We start from the raw sequence: 24,461 nt of genomic DNA, 5'->3' as shown, positions 1-24,461 counted from the left end.
GCCGCGCCCTCGCGACCGCGTCCGTTCTGATGGATTATCGGAGGAATCGACTGGATCGGGGTAGGTGGCTGTGGCCAAGGAGAACAAGAAGGCCGACAAGGGCGGGAAGAGCGGCAAGAAGGCCAAGGACGCGAAGGACGCCAAGGACGCGAAGGACGCCAAGGACGCCGAAAACGGCACAGCCGCCAAGGACGCCAAAGAGGCCAGGGCCGGCGAGAAGGGCAAGGGCGACGGGAGGGGCGGGAAGGAGAAGGGCCGCAAGGCCCCGAAGCCCCGGCCCGAGGCGGAGCGGCAGGACACCGCCCTGCGTCCGCTGCTCCGCGCCCCGGCCGGCGAGCGCCTCGACCTCGGCGCCTTCGATCCCGCCGCGACCCCCGGCGGCCCGGCCGGCAAGGCCGCGGCCCTGGCCGCCACCGCCGCGCTGGCCGAGCCCCTCGCCGCCCTCCAGGAGCGGCTGTACGCGGCGAGCACCGCGGGTGACCGCCGCCGCGTCCTGCTCGTCCTCCAGGGCATGGACACCAGCGGCAAGGGCGGCACGGTGAAGCACGTGATCGGCTTCCTCAACCCCGCCGGCTGCCGGGTCAGGTCCTTCAAGGCGCCCACGCGGGAGGAGCACGAGCACCCCTTCCTCTGGCGCATCAGGAAGGCCCTCCCCATGGCCGGCGAGATCGGCATCTTCGACCGCTCGCACTACGAGGACGTCCTCATCGCCCGCGTCCGCGAGCTGGTGTCGCGCAGTCAGCTGAACCGCCGCTACGCCCAGATCAACCGGTTCGAGCAGTCCCTCGCCGACGACGGCGTCACGCTGGTCAAGGTCTTCCTCCACATCGGCCGCGAGGAGCAGCGCGAGCGGCTGCTGGAGCGGCTGGACAACCCCGAGAAGCACTGGAAGTTCAGCCCGGGCGACATCGAGGACCGTGTCCTGTGGCCCGAGTACCAGCACGCGTACGAGCTGGCCGTGCAGCGCTGCTCCACCGGGGCCGCGCCCTGGTACGTGGTTCCCGCGAACCGGAAGTGGTACCGCAACTGGGCGATCGCCAAGCTGCTGCTGGAGCATCTGGAGGAGCTGGATCCGCGCTATCCGGAAGCCCGTTTCGACGTGGCGGAGAGCCGGAAGCGGCTGCTGGAGACCTGATGCCCGTCACACGGGCGGGCGATTCGTATGCCTGCCCCGGCGCCGCTGCGATCCGCTTGGCAGATGGTCATATATTTTGCGTTCGTGACCCTTTCTGTGCGCAATGTGGCGGTCGCGGCCGCCCTCAGTGCCGCTCTCTGCACCGCCCTCGCCGGATGCGGAGGCGGCAGCGGCAGCTCCGCGTCCGGCTCCGGCTCCGGCTCCGGCTCCGGCCACCAGGCCGCCCGCCTGGGCACCCCCGGGGCCTCGACCCCGCCCTCGGCCGCGGCTTCGGCCGGCGCGCCGCAGGCGGCCGGCTCCTCCCCGGCCGCCGCCCCGCCGCCCGCCAAGGCCCCGACCCTGGCACCCGGGCCGAACGGCCTGACCCCGGTCTTCGAGCGGGCGAAGCAGCAGGCGGACAAGACCGTCGCGCTGACCTTCGACGCCGACATGACCTCCGACCAGGGGCAGCGCGCCGCGGACGGGGAGCACTTCGACAACCCGCAGCTCATCTCGACCCTGCGCACGCTGAAGGTGCCCTCGACGATCTTCATGACCGGCCGCTGGGCCGAGGAGTACCCGGACCAGGCCAAGGCCATCGGCACCGACCCGAACTTCGAGATCGCGAACCACTCGTACAGCCACCACGCCTTCAAGTCGCCCTGCTACGGGCTCCCCACGCTGGACGCGGCCGCCGCCCGGGCCGATGTGGACCGGGCCTTCGCCGCCTTCCGTACGGCCGGTGCGGTCAACACCGTCCCGTACTTCCGTTTCCCCGGCGGCTGCTACGACGACCAGGCGCTGCGGGCGATCTCCACGGCCAAGGTCACGGCCGTCCAGTGGGACGTGGTCAGCGGGGACGCCTTCGCCAAGGACCCGGACGCGGTGGCCGAGCAGGTGCTCACCGGTGTGAAGCCCGGCTCGGTGGTGGTCATGCACTGCACGCGCAGCGCCGCCCCCGTCACCGAGGAGGCCATCCACAAGATCGTCCCGGAGCTGCGCAAGCGCGGCTACCGCTTCGTGAAGGTCTCCGAGCTCATCGGAAAGTAGGCGGGCCGGGGCGGGCCGGGCCCCGCGTCAGCCGGAGCAGGCGGTGCGCTGCGCGTCCTGCCATTCGCACACCGGGCACAGCACCCGGCCCGGGGTCGCGGCCCCGTACTCGGTGGGCCTGCCGCACTCCACGCAGTCCGCGTACGGCGGCCCGGGCACCCCGCCGGCGGGCGCCGCCGGGGCGGCGCAGTACGACTCGGTTCCGGCCGGCGCGTCCACTTCGTCCATGTCCGCGAGCGTACTCAGCTCCGCCGCGCGCTGACGAGGCAGGCCACGGCTCCCGCCCCGCAGGCCAGCGCCAGCGCCCCCGCGAAGGCCGCCACCGGCAGGGTCACGGCGTGTGCCCGCGAGCCCTCCACCAGCGCGGTCACCGCACTGCGTGCCGGGGAGCCGGCAAGGCCCCAGGCCAGCAGGGATCCCAGGCCGCCCGCCAGGACCGCGATCCCCGTCGAGCGCAGCAGGGGCCGGCTGCACAGCGCCCCCACGGCCGCGCCGGTCAGTGCGCACGCGAGGACCGCCAGCACCCCGGCCAGGGCGGCGTCCTGCGGATCCACGTGCTCCGCCCGGCCGGAGTCCCCGATCAGCAGCACCGCCGCCGTGCCCGCGGCCCCGGCCAGCAGCGCCCCGCCCAGCGCGGTCAGCAGGGCCGCGGCGTGCACCCGTACGGGACCGGCCGCGGCGGCCGCGCAGTCGCGGGCGGCGGCGGGCTCGTTGGTCGCGCAGACCCGGACCAGCCAGGCCGTGACCGGCACCAGCCCGGCGGCGGCGAAGCCCAGCGAGTCCAGCAGCGGATCGCCCGGCCGGACCCCGGCGGCCAGGAAGGCCGCGTACAGCAGGAGCGGGGCGATCCAGCGCTGGGAACGCAGCAGCAGCGCGCACTGGTAGCGCAGCAGGCCGGTCACGGAAGTTCCTCCACGGAGCGGATGTGCCAGGGCTCGGGCGCCGTGAGCAGAGCGCGCAGCACCGCGTCGGACCGGGCGGCGGGAACCGTCAGCAGCAGTCCCCCGCCCGGCGCGGGCGCGCCGGTCAGCCCCGGCGGCAGCTCGGCGCCCGGCGCTCCGGCGGCCTCGATCCGTACGTACGCCCCCGCGCCGGCGGGCTCCCGTACGGGGACCAGCGCGGCCCCCTCGACCCGGTGGTGCGCGTCGGCGGCGCCGGCGAGCCGTGCCGGGTCGTGGTCGACGAAGACCACGGTGCCCCCGGCCGCGGTCCGCTCGGCGACGGCCCGGTCCAGCTCGGCGCGGGCGGCGGTGTCGAGCCCGGTCCAGGCTTCGTCGAGGACGAGCAGCCCGGGCTCGGCGAGCAGGGCCTGGGCGACGGCCACCTTCTGGCTGCTGCCCTTGGAGAGTTCGGCCAGCGGGGTCCGCGCGTACGCGGCCGCGCCGAACCGCTCCAGCCAGTGGGCCGCCCGGTCCGCGGCCCGCGCACGCCCGAGGCCGTGCACCCGGCCCATGTGGGTCAGGTAGGCCGTCGCGGTGAGCGGCAGCGCCGCGGGGAAGCGCTCGGGCACGTAGGCAGTCCGGCGCGGGCGCCCGGTGACCCGCCCCTCGGACGGGGTGTCGATCCCCGCGACGATCCGCAGCAGGGTGGACTTGCCTCCGCCGTTGCGGCCTTCGACGCGGACGAGCGCGCCGGGCGGCAGCTCCAGGTCGACCCCGCGCAGCACCCAGGGCCGCCGCACTCCGTGGCGGCGGCCCACACCGTCGAGCCTCAGTGCGCGGCCGCCGTCTCGGTGACCTCGCTGGGCCGGACGATGACGAAGCCCTCGCCGCGCAGCATCAGCTGGACGGCCTCGCCGGAGCCGCCGCGGATCATCGAGCCGACGGACTGGGAGCGGTGCAGCCCCGTCTCCAGGTGGGCGCTCCAGCCGACGACCGCGTCGGTGTCCACGTACACGGGGTTCTGCGCCGTGACCGGGATGACGATCGGGTGGCCGTCGCAGACCAGGGCCAGCTTGCCGGTTCCGGTGAAGAGGCTGTTGAAGAGGCCGCCACCGGTCATGCCGGCGCCCTTCAGCATCTTTATCTCGTAGGAGAGCGTCGGGTCGAAGCAGAGCACGTTGCGCCCGTTGACGGTCAGCGAGTCGCCCGGCTCGAAGTCGACGATGAAGCAGTTGCCGGCCTGGTGCGCGAACCAGGCCTCGCCCTGGCCGCGTACTGACATCAGCGCGAGGCCCTCGCCGGTGACGGCGCGCTTGAGCATGCCGCCTATGCCCTGGCCCTTGCGCTCGAACTGGAGGTTCCCCCGGAACGCGACCATCGAGCCCTGGCGGGCGAGCATTTCACCGTTGACGGTGTACTTCACGGACTTGGCGTTCTGCAGGGTCATGCCCGGAGCAGCCGCCGGCTGGGCCAGGTTCTCGGAGGCAAAAAGGTCGCTCTTCATGCGCCTGATCCTCGCCCGGCCGCACCCCCCGCGGCATCATCCTGAAGGGGGAGCCTGGCATCCTTGGCGGGATGAGCAGCCAGCACCAGAACCACACTTCAGAGGTACCGGCGGTCGGGGCGGACAGCCCCTTCCGGCAGGAGCACGCCGCCCGCGACGAGGCGCCGCAGTTCGTGCTGCCGCTGGTCGTGCGGATCGAGAAGGCCGAACCGCCCGCCCGGACCGACGCGCTGGAGACGGCGGCCCGCGCCGTACTGGTCCTGCTGACCGACGAGCGGTCCCACGGCGAGGGCGAGTGGGCCGAGGCGGTCCGGGACTGGCAGGACGCGCGGATCCGGAAGGTGGTGCGGCGGGCGCGCGGGGCGGAGTGGCGCAAGGCCGGGACGCTGCCCGGTGTCACGGTGCACGGGGACAGGGCGGAGGTACGGGTCTTCCCTCCGGTGCCGTTGGACGGCTGGCCCAAGGAGCTCGCGAAGCTCCAGGTCTCGGGGACCGATCTGGACGACCCGGAGCCGGCCGCCCCGGCCGCGCCCGCAGTCGCGGTGCTGTGGCTCAACCCGGAGCTGGAGATGTCCGCCGGCAAGGCGATGGCCCAGGCCGGGCACGCGGCGCAGCTGGCGTGGTGGGAGCTGACCGGCGCCGAGCGCACCGCCTGGCAGGACTCCGGCTTCCGGCTGGCCGTACGGACGGCGCCGCGCGAGCGGTGGGCGGAGCTGAGCGGCAGCGGCCTGCCGGTGGTCCGGGACGCCGGATTCACGGAGATCGCGCCCGGCTCGGCGACGGTGGTCGCGGACCACCCGGCCCTCAGGACCCGCCTCGCCGGCGGCGTGACGGGCTGAAATCGGCCACGCCGGGGCGGAACCTCAAATGTTGCTCTGAACGTCCCTTTCCGCGGTTGGCCCGACTCCGTGAGGGCCATCACATCGGCAGACGACCGATGAGAGGGGGCGAGGGGACATGAAGAGCATGGCGCACCTGGGGGTGGGCATCGGATGGCGGCCGGAGATCGCTGACGCGGTGGAGCGGCTGCCGGGCCTGGACTGGGTCGAGGTGGTGGCCGAGAACATCTGTCCCGGCCACCTGCCCGCCCCGCTGCTGCGGCTGCGCGAGCGCGGGGTGCGCGTCGTCCCGCACGGGGTCTCGCTGGGGCTCGGCGGCGCCGAGCGGCCCGACGCCGGGAAGCTGGCCGCGCTCGGGGAGCGGGCCCTCGCGCTGGGGGCGCCGCTCGTCACGGAGCACATCGCGTTCGTACGGACGTCCTCGCCGGCGCTGGAGGCCGGGCACCTGCTGCCGGTGCGCCGGACGCGGGACGCGCTGGACGTGCTGTGCGAGAACGTGCGGATCGCGCAGGAGGCCCTGCCGGTGCCGCTGGCGCTGGAGAACATCGCCGCGCTGGTCTCGTGGCCCGGGGAGGAACTGACGGAGGGGCAGTTCCTGACGGAGCTGGTGGAGCGGACGGGGGTCCGGCTGCTGATCGACGTCGCCAACCTGCACACGAACCGGGTGAACCGGGGCGAGGACCCGTTCGCCGTGCTCGACGCGATCCCGCTGGAGGCACTGGCGTACGTGCACGTGGCCGGGGGCGTGGAGCGGGACGGGGTCTGGCACGACACGCACGCCCATCCGGTGCCCGCGGTGGTGCTGGACGTCCTGGCGGAGCTGCGCAAGCGGGTCGCTCCCGCGGGCGTGCTGCTGGAGCGGGACGACGACTTCCCCGCGGAGTCGGAGCTGGCCGGGGAACTCGCCGCCATCCGGGCCGTGGTGGGCCGGGTGGACCCGGCGGGCCCGGCGGTGGACTCCCCCGGCCGGCCTTCCGCCCTGCCCCGGGGCTCCACCGCGGACGCCGCCCCGGACGCCGCGCCGGACACGCCGGCGGGGCCGCGGAAGCGGGCCCGCGTCGGGGAGGAGCAGGGTGCGCTGCTCGCCGCGCTCGTCACGGGGGCGGAGGTGCCCGAGGGCTTCGACCGGGAGCGCGTGGGGGTGCAGGCGCGGGCGCTGGCCGCGAAGCGGGCCGGGGTCGTCGCGAAGCTCGCGCCCGAGCTGCCCGGGATCCTGGGGGGTGAGGCCCCGTACCGCGAGGCCTTCCTCGGGTACGCCCGCAGCCGGCCCATGACCGCCGGATACCGGCGCGACGCCCTCGACTTCGCCGAGCACCTGCTGATCCGGGACCTGCCCGCCGACCCCACGGCCCGGCGGCGGCTCACCACCTGGTGGCAGGACCGGGTCGGGGCGCGGCCGCCGCGCCGGATCGTGCGCTGGGCCCGGACGCTCGTGGGGCGTGCGGCATGAACGTTCTCGCCCTCGCGATCTGGATCGCCGTAGTCCTCTCCACCCTCCTGCTGGTCCTCGGCGTACGGCGCTCCCGGCCGCGCCCGCCGGCCGGCCCCGCGCCGCGCCTGCACGATCTGTCCGAGGCCGCGTTCATGGCCGGCGGCCCGGGCGCGGTCGTGGACAGCGCGCTCGTCTCGCTGCTCGGGGACGGCCGGCTGGTGGCCGGCGGGCCGGGGATCGTCGCGCTGCGGCCCGGGGCGCGGGCCGGCGACATCGCCGAGCGGGCCGTGTTCGAGGCCCTGCGGCAGGCGCCGTCCGGCTGGCTCTACCAGGTGCGGTACGCCGCCATGCTCGACCCCGCCGTCCAGGAGACCGGCGACGCGCTCGCCGGCCGCGGGCTGCTCGCGGTGCCCGGCTCCGGGCGCAAGTGGCGGCGGTGGGCGCTGGCCCAGATCGTGGTGTGCGCGGTGTGGGTGGTGGTCTCGCTGCCCCTCACGTTCGTGGCGCTGGCGCTCGATTCCGGTCCGCAGGTGCCGTTCGTGGTCAAGGTGCTCCCGGTGCTGGTGGGCGGGATCGTCCTGGGCTGCGTCCTCGCCGCCAAGGCCCGGCAGCGGCTCACCCCGGCGGGGCAGGCCGCACTGCGCGAGATCCGCACGCACTACGTGAACGACCGGACCCCGCACGTGCAGACGGCCCTGTTCGGGCTGAGGGGGCTGCGGGATCCGCACCTGCGGGGGCAGCTGGTACCGGCCGCGCGGAGCACCAGGCTGGCGGCGGCGCAGGCGCGGGGCGCCCGGCGCGGCTCAGCCACCTCGTCCGGTTCTTCGTCCTCGTCCTCCTCGGGTGTCAACTGCGGGTCTTCCGCGGAGGTCCTGCCCGTCGTATGGTGCGCGAGCAGCGACGGTGGCTCCTCCTCCGGCAGCTGTGGGAGCAGCGGTTCGGGTTGCTCCGGCGGTTCCGGTGGTTCGAGCTGTTCCAGCGGATCGAGTTGCTCCAGCGGATCGAGCTGTTCCAGCGGTTCCAGTTGCTCCAGCAGTTCGAGTTGCAGCAGTTCGTCCGGTTCGAGCTGCGGCAGCAGCAGTTCCTGACCGGGCACTTCTCCACCTCGTGGGAGTCAGCCATGTTCTGGGTCCTGCTCCTCCTGACGGCCTGGGCGGGGGTGCTGACGTCCTGCACCCTCCTGCTGAGGGCCGCCGCCATGGCCTCGGTGCCCTCGCCCGCTCCGCCCGAGGTCGGTGCGGGCGCCGGACACCGCCCCGGCGAACTGAACCTGTACGAGGCCGCCTACCTCGCCGGCGGCCCCCGGCGGGTCGCCGAGCTGACGCTGCTCTCCATGCAGCGGGGCCGCCGGCTGCTGCTGGCCCACACCGGCTGGGCGACCGTCGTCGACCCGGTGGGGCGGGATCCGCACGAGCGGTCGGTGCTCGGCGCGTTCGGTCCCGACGGACAGGCTCCGGTGGTCGCCGTACGCGGAGCGGCGGCCCGGGACGAGGCCGTACGCATCCTCGCGGACCGGCTGGACGCGGCGGGCCTGGCCCTGCCGGCCGCCGCGCGCAGCGCGGTGGCCGGCGGGGTCCGGGCGGTGCGGCGGGCCGCCGCGATGGTGGCGGCGACGGCGGCGGCCGCGCTGTGCCTCCCGGCGGAGGGGACCACCTGGGCCGTGATCCTGGGCTGGTTCTCGATGCCGCTGCTGCTCACGCTGGGGTGCCTGGCCATCGCCCGCTTCGAGACGTACCCGTATTCCGCGTGGGCCTCCCCGGCCGGGCAGCGGCTGCTCGTCGCGCTGGACCGGGAGCGGGGTGAGGGGGACTGCCTCACGGCGGTGGCGCTGCGCGGGGTCCGCGTGCTGACGGATCCCGCCCTCCGGGCGGCACTGGCCTAGGCAACGGGGGGATTGCGCCCGACACCGGGCGGCGGTCCTGTACAAGAACCCCGCTCAGCACATCTGATCGCTTCATCCGAAGAGATGAAGGCGGCCCGTGATGCTGACTCCGCTCGCCCGCTGCGGAGTCGCCGCGGCGGTCCTCTCCCTCACCCTGTGCATCCCGTCCCCCCACGCCCACGCCCACTCCCACGCCCCCTCCGCCGCGGCCCGGACGGCCGCCGCGGACGCGGGCGCCGAACTCGTGGCGGCGCGTGCCGCGAAGGCGGCCGGAGCCCGACCCGGCGGCGCGCTGGACTTCCGGGCCTGCCCCGCCGCCGAGGAGCTGCCCGCGCCCGTACGGTGCGCGACCCTGCGGGTTCCGCTCGACTACGCGCGGCCCGACGGGCCGCAGATCTCGCTCACCGTCAGCCGCGTCGCCGCGACCCGGCGCGGCGGGGCCGCACGACAGGGCGCGCTCGTCCACAACCCCGGCGGCCCCGGCGCCTCCGGGATGTTCTTCCCCCTCGTCGCCGACCTCCCCGAGTGGCAGCGGATCGGCGCCGCGTACGACCTCGTCGGCTACGCCCCGCGCGGAGTGGGCCGTTCCGCCCCGCTGTCCTGCGAGGACCCCGCCGTCCGGGCGAAGGGACCGACCCAGGTCCCGGCCGAGCCCTCCGCCGCGTACAAGCGGCAGCGCGTCGCCGAGGCCCGGGCCTACGCCCGCGGCTGCGCGCGGCGGGCCGGCGCGGCGCTGGCGTACTACACGACCCTCGACAACGTCCGCGACCTGCACGTGCTGCGCGCCGCGCTCGGCGAGGAGAAGCTGTCCTTCTTCGGCGCCTCGTACGGCACCTACCTGGGCGCCGTCTACGCCACCCTCCACCCCGGCCACGTCCGCCGGATGGTCCTCGACTCCGCGGTCGACCCCGACCCGCGCCGCATCTGGTACCTCGACAACCTCGACCAGTCCCCGGCGTTCGAGCGCCGCTGGCTCGACTTCCGCGCCTGGGCCGCCCGCCACCACGCCACGTACCGGCTCGGCGCCACCCCGGAGGCGGTGCGGGCGAGCTACGAGCGCGTACGGGAGGCGGTGGCGCGCACTCCTGCGGGCGGGGCGGTGGGGACCGGCGAGCTCCAGGCCGCTTTCCTCCAGGCGGCGTACTACGACGACGTCTGGCCGGAGCGGGCGGCCGCGCTCAGCGCGTTCCTGGCCGGCGATGCGGGCCCGCTGGCCGAACAGGCCCGATCGGACCCGGAGTCGGCGGCCGCGCGCGAGAACGCGCGGGCGGTGTACACGGCGGTGCTGTGCAACGACGCCGCCTGGCCCGCCGCGTGGGAGACCTGGGACCGCGACAACACCGAACTGGCCCGCCGGGCGCCCTTCGAGACCTGGGCCAACGCCTTCCTGAACCTGCCGTGCGCGTACTGGCCCGTCCACGAGCGGCAGCAGCCGGTGGAGGTCGGCGCGCGATCGGCACCGGTCGGCGCGCGATCGGCGGCGCTCCCCCGCACCCTGGTCGTCGCGGCCGAACGGGACGGGGCCACCCCGTACCCGGGTGCGCTGGAGCTGCAGCGCCGGCTCGGCGCCCAGGCCGCGCTGGTCACGGAGGAGGGGGCGGGGACCCACGGAGTGGTCGGCGGACGCAATGACTGCGTGGACCGTCACGTGGAGCGGTACTTGCTCACGGGTGACACCTCAGGGTGGCGTGTCACGTGTGCGCCGCATCCGGAGCCCGCACCGGTGTCGCTGGACGACCGGGCAGCACGAGGCCCCGGGAAGGTACCCAGGGCTCTGCTGCCGCCAGTCGTCTGAACTTCCGGGCGGGATCTCCGGCTGCGTCGTTTCGGGGGTCAGGCCGTCATCCGGACCAGCCTCCCGATCCACCGGAGGCCGCTCCCCAGTCAAGAGAGCGTCTTCCGGTTCCTTCCCCCCAGGGGAGGTATCAGGCGAGTCCGGCCACCAGATCGGCGACGGACTTGCGGCGCCCGGTGTAGAAGGGCACCTCTTCACGGACGTGCATACGGGCCTCGGAGGCGCGCAGGTGACGCATGAGGTCGACGATGCGGTACAGCTCGTCGGCCTCGAAGGCCAGCATCCACTCGTAGTCGCCCAGCGAGAAGGACGCGACGGTGTTGGCCCGGACGTCCGGGTAGCCGCGGGCCATCTTGCCGTGGTCGGCGAGCATGCGGCGGCGGTCCTCGTCGGGCAGCAGGTACCAGTCGTACGAGCGCACGAAGGGGTAGACGCTGACGTAGTCGCGCGCGACCTCGTCGGCCAGGAAGGCCGGGATGTGCGACTTGTTGAACTCGGCCGGGCGGTGCAGGGCCATGTTCGACCACACCGGCTCCAGCGCGCGGCCGAGCTTCGTGCGGCGGAACAGGTTGTACGCGGTCTGCAGCTCGTCCGAGGTCTCGGCGTGCCACCAGATCATGATGTCCGCGTCGGCGCGCAGGCCGGAGACGTCATAGGTGCCGCGGACGGTGATGTCCTTGGCGGCCAGCTGGTCGAACAGCTCCTGGACCTCGTCGGCGTAGCCGGCGCGGTCCTCGGGCAGGACGTCCTTCAGCTTGAAGACGGACCACAGGGTGTAGCGGATGACCTCGTTGAGGTCCTTCGCCTTCTTCCCCGCGTTGGGAATCTTCTCTGGTGCAGTCATGTGTCCATTGTCCCGTGTGCTGATCAGTGGTCTGTGCCAGGGGTGCCTTACGCGGAAACCGCGGCAAACGTGGCCTTCACCACGTCGGCGGCCCTTCCTGCGCTCGCGATGCACGCCGGGATGCCCACGCCGTCGTACAGCGCCCCGCACACGGCGAGGCCGGGCAGTGCCGCGACGGCGGATCGGATCCGCTCCACTCGGGCCAGGTGGCCGACCGGGTACTGGGGCAGTCCCGCGTCCCAGCGGGTGACGGTGGAGGCGACCGGCCGGGCCGCGAGGCCCACCGCCTCGCCGAGGTCGCCCAGCGAGACGTCGACCAGCTCCGGGTCCTCGCGCCCCAGGTCGCCCTCGTCCCCGTACCGGCCGACCGAGGTGCGCAGCAGGAAGAGCTCGGGATCGGCCCCGGCCCAGGCCCACTTGTTGCTGGAGAAGGTGGAGGCCTTGATGGTCCGTCCGTCGACGGGGGGTACGAGGAATCCGCTGGCGCCGCCCCCGGTAATCGCGGCGGGCAGCTCGGAGCGGCGGAAGGCCATCGTCACCAGTGCCATGGAGGCGTACTCGACGGTCCGCAGCTCGGTGGCCGCGGCCGGCGCGAGCGCCTCCAGCAGCCGGGCGGCGGGCCCGGCCGGCAGGGCCAGGACCACGGCGTCGGCGTCGATCGCCGCTCCGTCGGTGACGACCTTCCAGCCGCCGGCCGTGCGCAGGAGCCCGCGGACCGGGGTACCGGTGGCGATCCGCGCCCCGGCCGCCCGGCAGGCCTCGGCCACGGCCTGCGGGAGCCGGCCGATGCCGCCGTCGATGCCGGCGAAGACGGGCCGGCCGGCCTGCCCCGCCTGTTGCGCGGCCGCCCGGTCCTGGAGTTCGCGTACGCCCTCGCCCAGCGAGGCGTGCGTACGGGCCGCCTCGAAGAGCTGCGGGACGGCGGCGCGCATGGAGATGCGGTAGGCGTTGCCGGCGTAGACCCCGCCGAGGAGGGGCTCCACGAGGCGGTCGACGACCTCGTGGCCGAGGCGGGCGGCCACGTACTCGCCCACGGCGACGTCCTCGCCGATCTCGGTGGGCGGCAGCTCTCGTTCGGCTTCGATGCGGGCCAGCCCCTCGGCGGAGAGCACCCCGGAGGCGGCGAGCGGGGCCAGGTCGCCGGGGACGCCCATGACGTGGCCGCGCGGCATGGGGCGCAGCGCGCCGCGGGTCCACAGGTGGGCGGTGGCGGTGGCGGGCGGCTGGAGGGCCTCGCCGAGGCCCACGGCCCGGGCCAGGTCCAGGGCCTCGGGGCGGCGGGCGAGCACGGATTCGGCGCCGAGGTCGACGGGGGCGCCGGCGAGTTCGCCGGCGAGCAGTTTGCCGCCGAGGCGCGGGCCGGCCTCCAGGAGCGTGACGCGCAGGCCGTCGGCGAGCAGCCGGTGGGCCGCCGCGAGGCCGGCGATGCCGCCGCCGATGACGACGGCGTGGCGGGCCGGGGCGCCTTCGCCGGCCGCGCCGGCGGGGCCGTCCGTACGCATGTCCGCTTCGTGCATGGACACATCGTCTCAGACCGTGCCGCGGACGATCACCGAGGCCGGACCGTGACCGCATCGGGATCGGCTCGGGACCGCCCGGGCGAAACCCGGGGCGCCACCCCGTACGTCTCACCGGCGACATCAGCCGACCCCCGGGGGGACCACCGATGCGCACCGTCCGCAGCACCAGAGGCACCGCAGTACGTCACCGCGGCGCGGCCGCCCTGGCCGGGCTGTCCCTGGCCGGGGCGCTCGCGCTCACCGGGTGCTCCGCCGGCCAGGACACGGCGGGCTCCGCCTCCGCCGACAAGGCCGCGGTCCGTGCCCCGGAGGGGGCGGCCCAGGGCAAGCCGGGAGCGGCCGCGGCTCCCCCGGCGGCCGCCGGGCAGGCCGGCACCGGGGGATCCGACGCGGCCAAGAACGGGCAGCAGCCGGCCGCCGTACGCCCGCACGTCATCCGTACGGCCACGCTCGCCCTGGAGACGGCGGACGCGCAGAAGGCCCTGGCCGCGGCCCGTACGGCGGCGGAGGGCGCGGGCGGGTACGTGGGCAACGAGTCGACCCGGCGCGGCGGGGACGGCCGGATGACCTCGACGCTGACCCTGCGGGTGCCGGGCGACCGCTTCGACGCGGTGCTCGGCGCCATGGAGGGCAGCGGCAGGCTGCTCCAGCGCAAGGTCGAGGCGCAGGACGTGACGGAGAAGGTCGCCGACGTCGACAGCCGGGTCAAATCGCAGCAGGCGAGCGTGGCCCGGGTGCGGGACATGATGGACAAGGCCACGGCGCTCTCCGACGTGGTGATGCTGGAGAGCGAGCTGAGCAAGCGCCAGTCCGACCTGGAGTCGCTGCTCGCGCAGCAGACGGCGCTGAAGGACCAGACCTCGATGGGCACGATCACGATGGAGGTCTCGGAGCCGGCCCCGAAGGCGGAAGAGAAGAAGGACGAGGAGCCCTCCTTCACGGCCGCCCTGAGCAAGGGCTGGAACGCCTTCACGAAGATCCTGCGCTACCTGGCCCTGGCGGTCGCCGTGGTGCTCCCGTTCGCGGTGACGGCGGCGCTGGTGCTGCTGGCCCTGCGCGTGTACCGGCGGCTGCGCCCGGCGAGGCCGAAGACGGGCCCGACCCCGAAGACGATCCCGGCGGCCCGGCCCGCTGACCCGACGGAAACGGCGGGGGTCTCCGACTGAACACGCCTTGCGCCCGTAGCGTGTTCCGTACGAGACGGCGGTGACCGTACGCGCGGAGCACGGAGAACGGGGCGGACGATGGCGACGGAACGACTGGTGGTGGTCGGCGGTGACGCGGCGGGGATGTCCGCCGCGTCCCAGGCCCGGCGGCTCAAGGGCCCGGCGGAGCTGGAGATCACGGCCTTCGAGCGCGGGCACTTCACCTCGTACTCCGCGTGCGGGATCCCGTACTGGATCGGCGGCCAGGTCCCCGGCCGGGACGACCTGATCGCCCGTACGCCCGAGGAGCACCGCGCCCGGGACATCGACCTGCGCATGCGCACGGAGGTGGTGGAACTCGACCTCGACGGGGGCCGGGTGCGCACCCGCGATCTGGACTCCGGTTCCGAGGCGTGGACGGGCTACGACAAGCTCGTCCTGGCCACGGGCGCCCGGCCGGTCCGCCCCAGGCTGCCCGGGATCGCCGCGCACGGGGTGCACGGGGTGCAGACCCTGGACGACGGCCAGCGCCTGATGGACACCCTGGAGCGGACCGAGGGCACCGAGGGCCGCAGGGCGGTCGTCGTCGGCGCCGGCTACATCGGCGTGGAGATGGCGGAGGCGCTGGTCGCGCGCGGGTACGAGGTCACGGTCCTGCACCGCGGACCGCAGCCGATGGCCACGCTGGACCCGGACATGGGCACGCTGGTGCACACCGCGATGAACCGGATGGGGATCCGCACGGTGTCCGGGGCGGAGGTCACGAAGATCCTTGAAGACGACCGGGGCGCGGTCCGCGCGGTGGCCACGGCCGCGGGCGACGAGTACCCGGCGGACGTGGTGGTGCTCGGCATCGGCGTGGAACCCCGTACGGCGCTGGCCCGCGAGGCGGGGCTGCCGCTGGGCGAGTCCGGGGGCATCCTGACGGACCTGTCCATGCGGGTGCGGGGCCACGAGAACATCTGGTCGGGCGGCGACTGCGTGGAGGTCCTGGACCTGGTGGCGGGGTGCATGCGGCACATCCCGCTGGGCACGCACGCCAACAAGCACGGTCAGGTGATCGGTTCGGGCGTGGGCGGCGGCTACGCCACCTTCCCCGGGGTGGTGGGCACGGCGGTGAGCAAGGTCTGCGACCTGGAGATCGCCCGTACCGGCCTGCGCGAGAAGGACGCCCTGGCGGTGGGCCTGCGCTTCGTGACGGCGACGATCACCTCGACGACGACGGCGGGCTACTACCCGACGGCCGCGGACATGACGGTGAAGATGCTCGCGGAGCTGCGCACGGGCCGCCTGCTCGGAGTCCAGATCGTCGGCGGAGCGGGCTCAGCGAAGCGGGTGGACATCGCGGCGGTGGCCCTGACGGCGGGGATGACGGTGGACCAGGTGGTCTCCCTGGACCTCGGTTACGCCCCGCCCTTCTCCCCGGTCTGGGACCCGATCCTGGTGGCCGCCCGCAAGACCGTCTCGGCCCTGCGGGCGGCGGGGTAGCCCGGCCGGGGCAGGTCCCGGGCCGCCCGATGCCGGTCGTGAGGATGCGCAGCGGGCGATCCTCCCCGAGGCCGGCCACCGCTCCGGCCCGGCGAGGTCGGTCTCCTCGTACCGGCCGACGGTGATCCGGCCGTCCGCGTGGACGAAGAGGTTCTCGGGGCGGTGCTGCGCGATCAGGTCGTGCCTGCGCCGTACGAGGCACCGGGCCCCGTCGATCCGCTCTCCGTCGGATATGCGAAACGTCGGTCCGTGCCATGTGGTGCAGGGCACGGTACCGACGTCAGCGATCTTGTCGAGCCCGTCCGGCTCAGCGGGCCGTCCGGGTGTGGACGTAGTCGACCAGGCGGGTCAGGGCGTCCGGCGGGGTGGTGGGGAGGACGCCGTGGCCGAGGTTGAAGACGTGGCCCTCCAGGCCCGACGCGGCCGCGAGGACCTCGTCCGTCTTCGCCCGTACGGCCTCCTCGGTGGAGAAGAGCACCGCCGGGTCCAGGTTGCCCTGGAGCGCCTTGCCGGGGCCGACGCGGCGGGCCGCCTCGTCGAGCGCGACCCGGTAGTCGACGCCCACGACGTCCGCGCCGGCCTCGCCCATCAGGCCGAGCAGTTCGCCCGTGCCCACGCCGAAGTGGATGCGCGGGACCCCGTACGAGGCGACGGACTCCAGGACCTTGGCCGACGCCGGCATCACCGAGCGGCGGTAGTCGGCCGGGGCGAGCGCGCCGACCCAGGAGTCGAAGAGCTGGATCGCGGAGGCGCCGGCCTCGATCTGGACCTTGAGGAAGGCCGAGGTGATGTCCGCGAGGCGGTCCAGCAGGTCGGCCCAGAGCTGCGGGTCGCCGTACATCAGCGCCTTGGTGTGCTCGTGGTTCTTCGACGGGCCGCCCTCGACCAGGTAGCTCGCGAGGGTGAAAGGCGCACCGGCGAAGCCGATCAACGGCGTGGCGCCGAGTTCACCCGTGAGCATGCCGATCGCCTCGGTGACGTACGAGACGTCCTCCGGGGTGAGGTCGCGCAGCTGTGCGAGGTCCTCGCGGCGGCGGATCGGCTGGGCGACGACCGGGCCGATGCCCGGCTTGATGTCCAGGTCGACACCGATGGCCTTGAGCGGGACCACGATGTCGGAGAAGAAGATCGCCGCGTCGACGTTGTGGCGGCGGACCGGCTGGAGCGTGATCTCCGTGACCAGGTCGGGCCGCATGCACGACTCCAGCATCTGGGTCCCCTCGCGCACCTTGCGGTACTCGGGGAGCGAGCGCCCGGCCTGCCGCATGAACCACACCGGGGTGTGCGGCACCGGCTCCCGCCGGCACGCCTTCAGGAAGGCGGAATCGTACGTCTGACTCGGCTGGCCCTTGGGGCGGTCGTTGGCGCTCACGCGCCAAATCTTCGCACGTATGAAGAAGTGCCCGGCCCGGCGCGGGTGTCCCTGCGCCGCACGGACGCTCGTTCCGCCTAGTCTTCCCCGCATGGCTGCGGCTCAGGGACGATTTTCAGATGGCGCTGACGGTATGGACAGCGCGAAGGAGAGCTCCGTCCCGCTCCCGTTCCGGCGGGCGGTCGACGGCTTGAAGAAGGCTCGCCTGCGGCCGGGGATCGAGATCGACCCCGCCAGACCGCCCCAGCGCCTGGCCCCGCACGCCTACGCCCTCGAGGCCGCGGTGGTGGACGGCGAGGACGATCTGGCCGACGGCCGGCTCATCCTGCTCCACGACCCCTCCGGCCACGAGGCCTGGCACGGGACCTTCCGCCTGGTGACGCTCGTACGCGCCGAACTCGAACCCGAGATGGCCGCCGACCCCCTCCTCCCCGAGGTGTGCTGGTCCTGGCTGACGGGGGCGCTGGAGGCGCGGGGCCTCGCGTACGGGGAGGCGAGCGGGACCGTGACCATGGCGGGCTCGCACTACTTCGGCGGGCTGTCGGAGCGGCGGCCCGCCACCCAGATCGAGATCCGGGCCTCGTGGACCCCGCGGGAGGGCGTCGGCGGGGTCCCGGACACCTCGGCTCACCTGTCGGCCTGGTGCGAGCTGCTGTGCCAGATCGCGGGGCTGCCGCCGGTGGGGCCGACGGACTCGGGGACGGGCGTGGTGTCCCTGCCACAGCGGCGCGGTCCGCACCACCCGTAGCCGTGCCCCCGTACGGCGGCACGCGTGCGGCCGTACGCCGGAGCCGCCGCCGGGCGGACGGGGCGGCCGAATGCGCTGCGCCCCGTAGAACGGCCGATCGATCTTCGGCGGCCCCGTGTCGGAACCGGGCGCCCGTTGTGGGCTTCTGATCACCCGATGATCGATCGTGCGTCCGAATTGCCCGAATTGTTACTCACCAAATCGTGATCATTCCCTAAAGCCGGGCGGGTGACGTGCCGAAGGAGTCAGTGACCATCCGCACGGTTCGCACCGGCTTCCTTCCCCGAGCCGGCCGTCCCGCCACTCCCCCAGGAGGCCTAGGTGTCCGTTCTTCTCGAGCAGCCCGCAAGCCTGGTCGCCTACCGCCCGAACAAGCCGACGGCCATGGTCGTCGTGGCCGACCCGCGCGTCCGTTCCACCGTGACCCGCCATCTGTGGGCCCTCGGAGTACGTGACGTGATCGAGGCGTCGTCCATCGCGGAGGCCCGCCCCCGCGTCGGCAGCCCGCGCGACATCTGCGTGGCCGACGTACACCTGCCCGACGGTTCCGGTCTCACCCTGCTCTCCGAGACGCGGGCCGCCGGCTGGCCGAACGGCCTGGCCCTGTCCGCCGCCGACGACATCGGCGCCGTGCGCAACGCCCTCGCGGGCGGCGTCAAGGGCTACGTCGTCACCGGCACGCGGACCAACATCGGGCTCCCCACCCGGCCCGGCGCCGCCCCCATCGGCGCCGCCGCCGCCCGCATGCACCGCCGCCCCCCGGGTGCCCCGAGCCACCCGGGCGGCTACCGCGAGCTCTCCGGCCGCGAGGTCGAGGTCCTGCGCCTCGTCGCGGAGGGCCAGTCCAACAAGGCCATCGGCGTCTCGATGGGCCTGTCCGCCCTGACCGTCAAGTCCCACCTCGCCCGCATCGCCCGCAAGCTGGGCACCGGTGACCGCGCCGGAATGGTCGCCGTCGCCCTGCGGACCGGGATCATCCACTGATACCCGCCCGCCGGCCCACCCGGGCCGACACACCCGGGCCGACGCCCGCACCGGCCCGGCGGCTCCCGGGCAAACTCCCGGCGAACCCGGAGAAACGCCCCCGCCTGCGCCCCGCGCCCGTCGACGGAACGTTCCGGCGACGGGTGCGCCGCATCCACGGATACCCTTGAGCGGTGACCGACGCCCAAGAGACCGCAGCAGACCTGCGCACCACCACCGGGGGCGGCCCCCCGGACGACGTCGAAAAGGCGCCGATTCCGTTGCTAGAGCCCCGCGAGGGGATCCCTCCGGTGGTCGCCGACGAGGACGCCCTCGCCCGGGTGGTCGCGGCCTTCGCCGCGGGCACCGGCCCCGTGGCCGTCGACGCCGAGCGCGCCTCCGGATACCGCTACGGCCAGCGCGCCTACCTGGTGCAGCTGCGCCGCGAGGGCGCGGGATCCGCGCTGATCGACCCGGTCGGCTGCCCCGACCTGTCCGCACTGGGCGAGGCCCTGTCCGGAACCGAGTGGATCCTGCACGCCGCCACCCAGGACCTGCCGTGCCTGCGCGAAATAGGCATGGTGCCCACCTCCCTGTTCGACACCGAGCTGGCCGGCCGCCTCGCCGGCTTCCCCCGGGTCGGACTGGGCGCGATGGTCGAGAGCGTGCTCGGCTACGCGCTGGAGAAGGGCCACTCCGCCGTCGACTGGTCCACCCGCCCCCTCCCCGAGCCGTGGCTGCGCTACGCCGCGCTCGACGTGGAGCTGCTGGTGGACCTGCGGGACGCGCTGGAGAAGGAACTGGACCGGCAGGGCAAGCTGGAATGGGCCCGCCAGGAGTTCGACGCCATCGCCGCCGCCCCGCCCGCGCCGCCGCGCAAGGATCCGTGGCGCCGTACGTCCGGGATGCACAAGGTGCGCCGGCGCCGGCAGATGGCCGTCGTACGGGAGCTGTGGGAGTCCCGGGACCGGATCGCGCAGCGGCGTGACGTGTCGCCCGGCAAGGTGCTGGGGGACGCCGCGATCGTCGAGGCCGCGCTCGCGCTGCCGGCGAACGTGCACGCGCTGTCGGCCCTGCCCGGGTACGGGCAGCGGATGGGCCGGCGCCAGCTGGAGCAGTGGATGGCGGCCGTCGACCGGGCGAAGGCCCTGTCCGAGAACGAGCTGCCGCAGCCGGGGGCGACCCCGGCGGGTCCGCCGCCCCCGCGCTCCTGGGCGGACAAGGACCCGGCGGCCGCGGCGCGGCTTGCGGCGGCGCGGACCGCCGTGTCGGCGCTCGCGGAGGGGCTGAACCTGCCCCAGGAGAACCTGATCACCCCGGACACGGTCCGCCGGCTGTGCTGGGAGCCGCCGCAGCGGCCGGAGCCGGAGGCCGTGGCGCAGGCCCTCGCGGGCCACGGTGCGCGCCCGTGGCAGATCGAACAGGTGACGCCGGCGCTGGTGCGCGCACTGGCGGCGACCGCCTGACACGGCACCACATCACGCAGAGCCCCCGGCCGTTGGCCGGGGGCTCTTTTTCGTCCCGGTTCCGCAACAGGGCCACCGGGGCACTTTTGAACATGCTCAAACAGGGCTAGCTTTTGAACATGCTCAACAACGGATACGACACATGGGTACGCCAGTTCGAGGCCGAGCGGGAGCGCCGCGCGGCGGTCGGGGACCCGGAGTGGGAGCGGGGAGCCGCCCTCGATCCGGCGCTCGTACGGAGCCTCCAGCGGTTCCAGGTGGGTGAGGACGGGGACGGCTCGGCCCTGATCGGCAAGGCGGACCGGGCCGGGGACCCGGTCTACGCGCGGGCGGTGCGGCTCTTCGTGGCCGAGGAGCAGAACCACGCGCGGATGCTGGCGCTGCTCCTGGCGGCGGGCGGGGCCGGGACCCTGGCCGGGCACTGGAGCGACGCGGTGTTCGTTCGGCTGCGGCGGCTACTGGGGCTGCGGGTGGAGCTGCTGGTCCTGATGGTGGCGGAGGCGGTGGCCCTGCGGTACTACCGGGCGGTGCGGGACGGGGCCCCGGATCCGCTGGTGGCGGAGGTCGCGGGGCGGATCCTGGCGGACGAGGAACGCCACGTCCCCTTCCACTGCCGGCGGCTGAGCGAGGCGCTGGCGCCGCTGCCGGCACCGGCCCGCCGGGCGGCCACGCTGGCCTGGCAGGGGCTGCTCGCCGGGGCGGGCGCGGTCGTGGCGGTGGACCACGGCCCGGCCCTGCGCCACCTCGGCGTCCGGCGCGGCCGTTTCACCGCGGACGTGCTGCGCTCCTCGGGCCCGCTGGCCAGGGCCATGCGCACCGAACCCGCCGCGACGCCCGCCCCCGCCCCTGCCCGCCCCGCCGGAGTGTGACGTTCGCCGCTCCTCCCGGAGGGGGTGTGCACGTCGGTTACCGGCAAGTAGCATGGCCGGGTGAGCGGGCGCTCAGCCACTGGCCGACCGCCCCCGCGCAGCAGTGCACACCCGCACCTGGAGGAGAGCCAACGTGCCTCGTACCGTCAGGGACGTCGTCTTCGTCGACGGCGTCCGCACCCCGTTCGGCAAGGCGGGCCCGAAGGGCATCTACAACGGGACCCGCGCCGACGACCTCGTCGTGAAGGCGATCCGGGAGCTGCTGCGCCGCAACCCGGACCTGGACCCCAAGAAGATCGACGAGGTCGCCATCGCCGCGACCACGCAGATCGGCGACCAGGGCCTGACGCTGGGCCGTACCGCCGGCATCCTGGCGGGCCTCCCGCAGTCCGTGCCGGGCTACTCCATCGACCGCATGTGCGCCGGCGCGCTGACCGCCGTGACCGCTGTCGCGGGCGGCGTGGCCTTCGGTGCGTACGACGTCGCCCTCGCCGGCGGTGTCGAGCACATGGGCCGCCACCCCATGGGCGAGGGCGTCGACCCGAACCCGCGCTTCGTCTCCGAGAAGCTGGTCGACGAGTCCGCCCTGTTCATGGGCATGACCGCCGAGAACCTGCACGACCGGTACCCGACGATCACCAAGCTCCGCGCCGACGAGTACGCCGTGCGCTCGCAGGAGAAGGCCGCCAAGGCGTACGCCGACGGCAAGATCCAGCAGGACCTGGTCCCGATCTCGGTGCGCAACACCAACGAGGCCGCCGGCGAGACCGGCTGGGGCCTGGTCACCACCGACGAGCCGATGCGCCCGGGCACCACGCTGGAGAACCTGGCCGGCCTGAAGACCCCGTTCCGTACGCACGGCCGGGTCACCGCGGGCAACGCCGCCGGTCTCAACGACGGTGCCACCGCCGCGATCATCGCCTCCGAGGACTTCGCCCGCGAGAACAACCTCCCGGTCAAGATGCGCCTCGTCTCGTACTCCTTCGCGGGTGTCGAGCCGGAGGTCATGGGCTACGGCCCGATCCCGGCCACCGAGAAGGCCCTCGCCCAGGCCGGCCTGTCCATCGAGGACATAGGCCTGTTCGAGATCAACGAGGCGTTCGCGGTCCAGGTCCTCGCGTTCCTGGAGCACTACGGCATCGCCGACGACGACGCCCGCGTCAACCAGTACGGCGGCGCGATCGCGTTCGGCCACCCGCTGGCCTCCTCCGGCGTCCGCCTGATGACGCAGCTGGCCCGCCAGTTCGAGGAGCAGCCGCACGTCCGCTACGGCCTGACCACCATGTGCGTCGGCTTCGGCATGGGCGCCACGGTCATCTGGGAGAACCCGAACTTCAACGCCGAGGGAGACTCCAAGTGAGCACCACCGCTGAGCTCCTGAAGGGCGCGGCCGAGCTGTTCCCGGACGAGGTCGTCACGTCCGCGCACGTGCGCCACCTGGACCTGCCGTTCGGCGCCGGGCGCTTCGCGCTCGTCACGCTGGACAACGGTTTCGACCACACCAAGCCGACCACCTTCGGCCCGCAGTCCCTCGCCAACCTGAACGCGGCGATCGACCAGGTCGAGCAGGAGGCCCTCGCGGGCTCCATCGTCGGCGCGGGCATCACCGGCAAGCCGTTCATCTTCGCGGTCGGCGCCGACCTCAAGGGCGTCGAGCTGCTGAAGAACCACGACGAGGCGCTCGCCATCGGCAAGGGCGGCCACGACGTGTTCAAGCGCCTCTCGGCGCTGGCCGTCCCCACCTTCGCCTACTACAACGGCGCGGCGATGGGCGGCGGTGTCGAGGTCGGTCTGCACTGCACCTACCGCACCGTCTCGAAGGCCATCCCGGCGTTCTCGCTCCCCGAGGTCTTCCTCGGCCTGGTTCCGGGCTGGGGCGGCTGCGCCCTGCTGCCGAACCTGATCGGCGCGGAGCGCGCGGTCTCGGTGATCATCGAGAACTCGCTCAACCAGAACAAGCAGCTGCGCGGCAAGCAGGTCTTCGACCTGGGCATCGCCGACGCGCTGTTCGAGGGCGCGGACTTCCTGGAGCAGTCGCTCCTGTGGACCGCGAACGTCCTGAACGGCACCACCGAGGTCGTCCGCGCCGAGATCGACCGCGGCGAGGCCTGGGACGCGGCCGTCGCCAAGGGCCGCTTCATCGCGGACTCCAAGGTGCACGGCGCCGCTCCGGCCGCCTACCGCGCGCTGGACATCATCGCCGCGGCCAAGGACGGGGACCTCCAGGCCGGCTTCGACGCCGAGGACACCGCGCTCGCGGACCTCATCATGGGCGGCGAGCTGCGCTCGGGCATCTACGCCTTCAACCTGGTCCAGAAGCGCGCCAAGCGCCCGGCCGGTGCCCCGGACAAGTCCCTGGCCCGTCCGGTCACCAAGGTCGGCGTCGTCGGCGCGGGCCTGATGGCCTCGCAGCTGGCGCTGCTCTTCCTGCGCCGCCTGGAGGTGCCGGTGGTCCTCACCGACATCGACCAGGAGCGCGTGGACAAGGGTGTGGGCTACGTCCACGCCGAGATCCAGAAGCTGCTCGGCAAGGGCCGCATCAACCAGGACAAGGCCAACCGCCTGACCGCCCTGGTGACCGGTGTGCTCGACAAGGCCGAGGGCTTCGCAGACGCGGACTTCATCATCGAGGCCGTGTTCGAGGAGATGTCCGTCAAGCAGAAGGTGTTCGCGGAGGTCGAGGCGGTCGCCCCGGCGCACGCGATCCTCGCCACCAACACCTCCTCGCTGTCGGTGTCGGAGATGGCCTCGAAGCTCCGGCACCCGGAGCGCGTGGTCGGCTTCCACTTCTTCAACCCGGTCGCGATCCTCCCGCTGCTGGAGATCGTCCGCGGTGAGCAGACCGACGACGCCTCGCTGGCCACGGCCTTCGGTGTCGCGAAGAAGCTGAAGAAGACCGCGGTGCTCACCAAGGACGCCCCGGCGTTCGTCGTGAACCGCATCCTGACCCGCTTCATGGGCGAGATCCAGAACGTCATCGACGAGGGCACCCCGGTCGTCACGGCGGAGAAGGCCATCGAGCCGCTCGGCCTGCCGATGTCCCCGCTGGTGCTCCTGGAGCTCGTGGGCCCGGCGATCGGCCTGCACGTGTCCGAGACCCTGAACCGCGCCTTCCCGGAGCGCTTCACCGTCTCCCCGAACCTGGCTGCGGTCGTCAAGGCCGGCAAGCGCGGCTTCTACGTCTACGATTCCGGCAAGCCGGAGCTGGACCCCGAGGTCGCCGCGCTCCTGGTCCAGGGCGACTCCGTCCTGACCGAGGAGCAGGTCCGCGACCGCGTCCTGGACGCGGTGGCGCAGGAGATCGGCCTGATGCTGGAGGAGGGTGTCGTGGCCGAGGCCCAGGACATCGACCTCTGCCTCATCACGGGCGCCGGCTGGCCCTTCCACCTGGGCGGCATCACGCCGTACCTGGACCGCGAGGGTGTCTCGGAGCGCGTGAACGGCAAGAAGTTCCTCGCCCCGGGCCTGGCGAGCGTCCCGGCCTGAGGCCCGTACGCCTGAACGCCCCGGACGCCCGTCCCCCGCTCGGGGGGCGGGCGTCCGCCGTTT

Annotated in this window: 22 protein-coding genes; 15 read left to right on the top strand and 7 right to left on the bottom strand. The window is 73.9% G+C overall.

The window, feature by feature from the left end; genetic code table 11:
• Positions 1-304 precede the first annotated feature (304 nt).
• Both ACFYXV_RS18595 and ACFYXV_RS18590 read left to right on the top strand, forming a co-directional pair.
• Complete coding sequence (locus tag ACFYXV_RS18595) at positions 305-1,135, top strand: PPK2 family polyphosphate kinase (RefSeq protein ID WP_389383506.1); 831 nt, start codon at positions 305-307, stop codon at positions 1,133-1,135.
• Positions 1,136-1,219: 84 nt separating this feature from the next.
• Positions 1,220-2,164 (top strand): polysaccharide deacetylase family protein, encoded by a 945-nt coding sequence (locus ACFYXV_RS18590; RefSeq protein WP_389383471.1) that lies wholly within the window; start codon positions 1,220-1,222, stop codon positions 2,162-2,164.
• Positions 2,165-2,191: 27 nt separating this feature from the next.
• Here ACFYXV_RS18590 and ACFYXV_RS18585 read toward each other — a convergent pair whose 3' ends face one another.
• The 4 genes from ACFYXV_RS18585 to ACFYXV_RS18570 are packed head-to-tail and all read right to left on the bottom strand — an operon-like array spanning position 2,192 to position 4,549.
• Positions 2,192-2,392: a hypothetical protein gene (locus ACFYXV_RS18585; RefSeq protein WP_385460743.1), complete on the bottom strand. Its 201-nt coding sequence runs from the start codon at positions 2,390-2,392 to the stop codon at positions 2,192-2,194.
• 14 nt (positions 2,393-2,406) lie between these two features.
• Entirely contained in the window at positions 2,407-3,066 is a 660-nt protein-coding gene (locus tag ACFYXV_RS18580; protein ID WP_389383470.1) for an ABC transporter, read from the bottom strand.
• Positions 3,063-3,878: an ATP-binding cassette domain-containing protein gene (locus tag ACFYXV_RS18575; protein ID WP_389383505.1), complete on the bottom strand. Its 816-nt coding sequence runs from the start codon at positions 3,876-3,878 to the stop codon at positions 3,063-3,065. The genes ACFYXV_RS18580 and ACFYXV_RS18575 overlap by 4 nt, the downstream gene beginning before the upstream one ends.
• Entirely contained in the window at positions 3,875-4,549 is a 675-nt protein-coding gene (locus ACFYXV_RS18570) for an AIM24 family protein (protein ID WP_385460737.1), read from the bottom strand. Before ACFYXV_RS18570 ends, ACFYXV_RS18575 begins: the two co-directional genes overlap by 4 nt.
• Positions 4,550-4,620: 71 nt before the next feature.
• Between ACFYXV_RS18570 and ACFYXV_RS18565 the strand changes: the two genes are divergently transcribed.
• From ACFYXV_RS18565 to ACFYXV_RS18545, 5 genes are all read left to right on the top strand, one after another.
• Complete coding sequence (locus tag ACFYXV_RS18565; protein WP_385460734.1) at positions 4,621-5,388, top strand: aminoacyl-tRNA hydrolase; 768 nt, start codon at positions 4,621-4,623, stop codon at positions 5,386-5,388.
• 127 nt (positions 5,389-5,515) lie between these two features.
• Positions 5,516-6,838, top strand: a complete 1,323-nt coding sequence (locus tag ACFYXV_RS18560) for a DUF692 domain-containing protein (protein ID WP_389383504.1) — start codon at positions 5,516-5,518, stop codon at positions 6,836-6,838.
• Positions 6,835-7,908 carry a TIGR04222 domain-containing membrane protein gene (locus tag ACFYXV_RS18555; RefSeq protein WP_389383469.1) on the top strand — a complete coding sequence of 358 codons (1,074 nt, stop codon included), beginning with the start codon at positions 6,835-6,837 and terminating at the stop codon, positions 7,906-7,908. The genes ACFYXV_RS18560 and ACFYXV_RS18555 overlap by 4 nt, the downstream gene beginning before the upstream one ends.
• Entirely contained in the window at positions 7,809-8,702 is an 894-nt protein-coding gene (locus ACFYXV_RS18550) for a TIGR04222 domain-containing membrane protein (protein WP_389383468.1), read from the top strand. Before ACFYXV_RS18555 ends, ACFYXV_RS18550 begins: the two co-directional genes overlap by 100 nt.
• 100 nt (positions 8,703-8,802) lie before the next feature.
• Positions 8,803-10,497 carry an alpha/beta hydrolase gene (locus tag ACFYXV_RS18545; RefSeq protein WP_385460725.1) on the top strand — a complete coding sequence of 565 codons (1,695 nt, stop codon included), beginning with the start codon at positions 8,803-8,805 and terminating at the stop codon, positions 10,495-10,497.
• Positions 10,498-10,627: 130 nt separating this feature from the next.
• On the opposite strand, the gene hemQ is transcribed toward ACFYXV_RS18545, so the two are convergent.
• Positions 10,628-11,341, bottom strand: a complete 714-nt coding sequence (hemQ, locus tag ACFYXV_RS18540) for a hydrogen peroxide-dependent heme synthase (RefSeq protein ID WP_376008474.1) — start codon at positions 11,339-11,341, stop codon at positions 10,628-10,630.
• Positions 11,342-11,388: 47 nt separating this feature from the next.
• Complete coding sequence (hemG, locus tag ACFYXV_RS18535; RefSeq protein ID WP_389383503.1) at positions 11,389-12,843, bottom strand: protoporphyrinogen oxidase; 1,455 nt, start codon at positions 12,841-12,843, stop codon at positions 11,389-11,391.
• Positions 12,844-13,007: 164 nt separating this feature from the next.
• On the opposite strand from hemG, the gene ACFYXV_RS18530 reads away from it, so the two are divergent.
• Both ACFYXV_RS18530 and ACFYXV_RS18525 read left to right on the top strand, forming a co-directional pair.
• Positions 13,008-14,027 (top strand): DUF4349 domain-containing protein, encoded by a 1,020-nt coding sequence (locus tag ACFYXV_RS18530; RefSeq protein ID WP_389383467.1) that lies wholly within the window; start codon positions 13,008-13,010, stop codon positions 14,025-14,027.
• Positions 14,028-14,105: 78 nt separating this feature from the next.
• Positions 14,106-15,494 carry an FAD-dependent oxidoreductase gene (locus ACFYXV_RS18525; RefSeq protein ID WP_385460719.1) on the top strand — a complete coding sequence of 463 codons (1,389 nt, stop codon included), beginning with the start codon at positions 14,106-14,108 and terminating at the stop codon, positions 15,492-15,494.
• Positions 15,495-15,801: 307 nt separating this feature from the next.
• Here the strand turns inward: ACFYXV_RS18525 and hemE are convergent, their stop codons facing one another.
• Complete coding sequence (hemE, locus tag ACFYXV_RS18520) at positions 15,802-16,866, bottom strand: uroporphyrinogen decarboxylase (RefSeq protein WP_385460716.1); 1,065 nt, start codon at positions 16,864-16,866, stop codon at positions 15,802-15,804.
• A gap of 91 nt (positions 16,867-16,957) precedes the next feature.
• Between hemE and ACFYXV_RS18515 the strand changes: the two genes are divergently transcribed.
• From ACFYXV_RS18515 to ACFYXV_RS18490, 6 genes are all read left to right on the top strand, one after another.
• The gene (locus ACFYXV_RS18515) at positions 16,958-17,614 is read left to right on the top strand and encodes a DUF3000 domain-containing protein (protein WP_385460713.1); all 657 of its coding nucleotides are present in this window, start codon (positions 16,958-16,960) and stop codon (positions 17,612-17,614) included.
• A gap of 321 nt (positions 17,615-17,935) precedes the next feature.
• On the top strand, positions 17,936-18,598 hold the full coding sequence (locus tag ACFYXV_RS18510) for a response regulator transcription factor (protein WP_007267191.1): 663 nt from the start codon (positions 17,936-17,938) through the stop codon (positions 18,596-18,598).
• 173 nt (positions 18,599-18,771) lie between these two features.
• The gene (locus ACFYXV_RS18505; RefSeq protein ID WP_383337652.1) at positions 18,772-20,043 is read left to right on the top strand and encodes an HRDC domain-containing protein; all 1,272 of its coding nucleotides are present in this window, start codon (positions 18,772-18,774) and stop codon (positions 20,041-20,043) included.
• Positions 20,044-20,162: 119 nt separating this feature from the next.
• On the top strand, positions 20,163-20,912 hold the full coding sequence (locus ACFYXV_RS18500; protein WP_389383465.1) for a ferritin-like domain-containing protein: 750 nt from the start codon (positions 20,163-20,165) through the stop codon (positions 20,910-20,912).
• A 133-nt stretch (positions 20,913-21,045) separates the two neighbouring features.
• On the top strand, positions 21,046-22,272 hold the full coding sequence (locus ACFYXV_RS18495) for an acetyl-CoA C-acyltransferase (RefSeq protein ID WP_030154540.1): 1,227 nt from the start codon (positions 21,046-21,048) through the stop codon (positions 22,270-22,272).
• Positions 22,269-24,398 carry a 3-hydroxyacyl-CoA dehydrogenase NAD-binding domain-containing protein gene (locus ACFYXV_RS18490; protein WP_385460704.1) on the top strand — a complete coding sequence of 710 codons (2,130 nt, stop codon included), beginning with the start codon at positions 22,269-22,271 and terminating at the stop codon, positions 24,396-24,398. The genes ACFYXV_RS18495 and ACFYXV_RS18490 overlap by 4 nt, the downstream gene beginning before the upstream one ends.
• Positions 24,399-24,461 lie beyond the last annotated feature (63 nt).

It is taken from the genome of Streptomyces sp. NPDC002181 (assembly GCF_042890485.1).
In the GTDB taxonomy this organism is placed as follows: Bacteria; Actinomycetota; Actinomycetes; order Streptomycetales; family Streptomycetaceae; genus Streptomyces.
This window is presented reverse-complemented; position numbering and strand designations above follow the sequence as displayed.

What these genes read in the sequence shown, in the direction of transcription:
- ACFYXV_RS18585 (WP_385460743.1), bottom strand. Translation starts at nt 2,392, where the DNA reads ATGGACGAAGTGGACGCGCCGGCCGGAACCGAGTCGTACTGCGCCGCC.
- ACFYXV_RS18570 (WP_385460737.1), bottom strand. Translation starts at nt 4,549, where the DNA reads ATGAAGAGCGACCTTTTTGCCTCCGAGAACCTGGCCCAGCCGGCGGCT.
- ACFYXV_RS18565 (WP_385460734.1), top strand. Translation starts at nt 4,621, where the DNA reads ATGAGCAGCCAGCACCAGAACCACACTTCAGAGGTACCGGCGGTCGGG.
- ACFYXV_RS18560 (WP_389383504.1), top strand. Translation starts at nt 5,516, where the DNA reads ATGGCGCACCTGGGGGTGGGCATCGGATGGCGGCCGGAGATCGCTGAC.
- ACFYXV_RS18555 (WP_389383469.1), top strand. Translation starts at nt 6,835, where the DNA reads ATGAACGTTCTCGCCCTCGCGATCTGGATCGCCGTAGTCCTCTCCACC.
- ACFYXV_RS18545 (WP_385460725.1), top strand. Translation starts at nt 8,803, where the DNA reads ATGCTGACTCCGCTCGCCCGCTGCGGAGTCGCCGCGGCGGTCCTCTCC.
- hemQ (WP_376008474.1), bottom strand. Translation starts at nt 11,341, where the DNA reads ATGACTGCACCAGAGAAGATTCCCAACGCGGGGAAGAAGGCGAAGGAC.
- hemG (WP_389383503.1), bottom strand. Translation starts at nt 12,843, where the DNA reads ATGCGTACGGACGGCCCCGCCGGCGCGGCCGGCGAAGGCGCCCCGGCC.
- ACFYXV_RS18530 (WP_389383467.1), top strand. Translation starts at nt 13,008, where the DNA reads ATGCGCACCGTCCGCAGCACCAGAGGCACCGCAGTACGTCACCGCGGC.
- ACFYXV_RS18525 (WP_385460719.1), top strand. Translation starts at nt 14,106, where the DNA reads ATGGCGACGGAACGACTGGTGGTGGTCGGCGGTGACGCGGCGGGGATG.
- ACFYXV_RS18515 (WP_385460713.1), top strand. Translation starts at nt 16,958, where the DNA reads ATGGCTGCGGCTCAGGGACGATTTTCAGATGGCGCTGACGGTATGGAC.
- ACFYXV_RS18500 (WP_389383465.1), top strand. Translation starts at nt 20,163, where the DNA reads ATGCTCAACAACGGATACGACACATGGGTACGCCAGTTCGAGGCCGAG.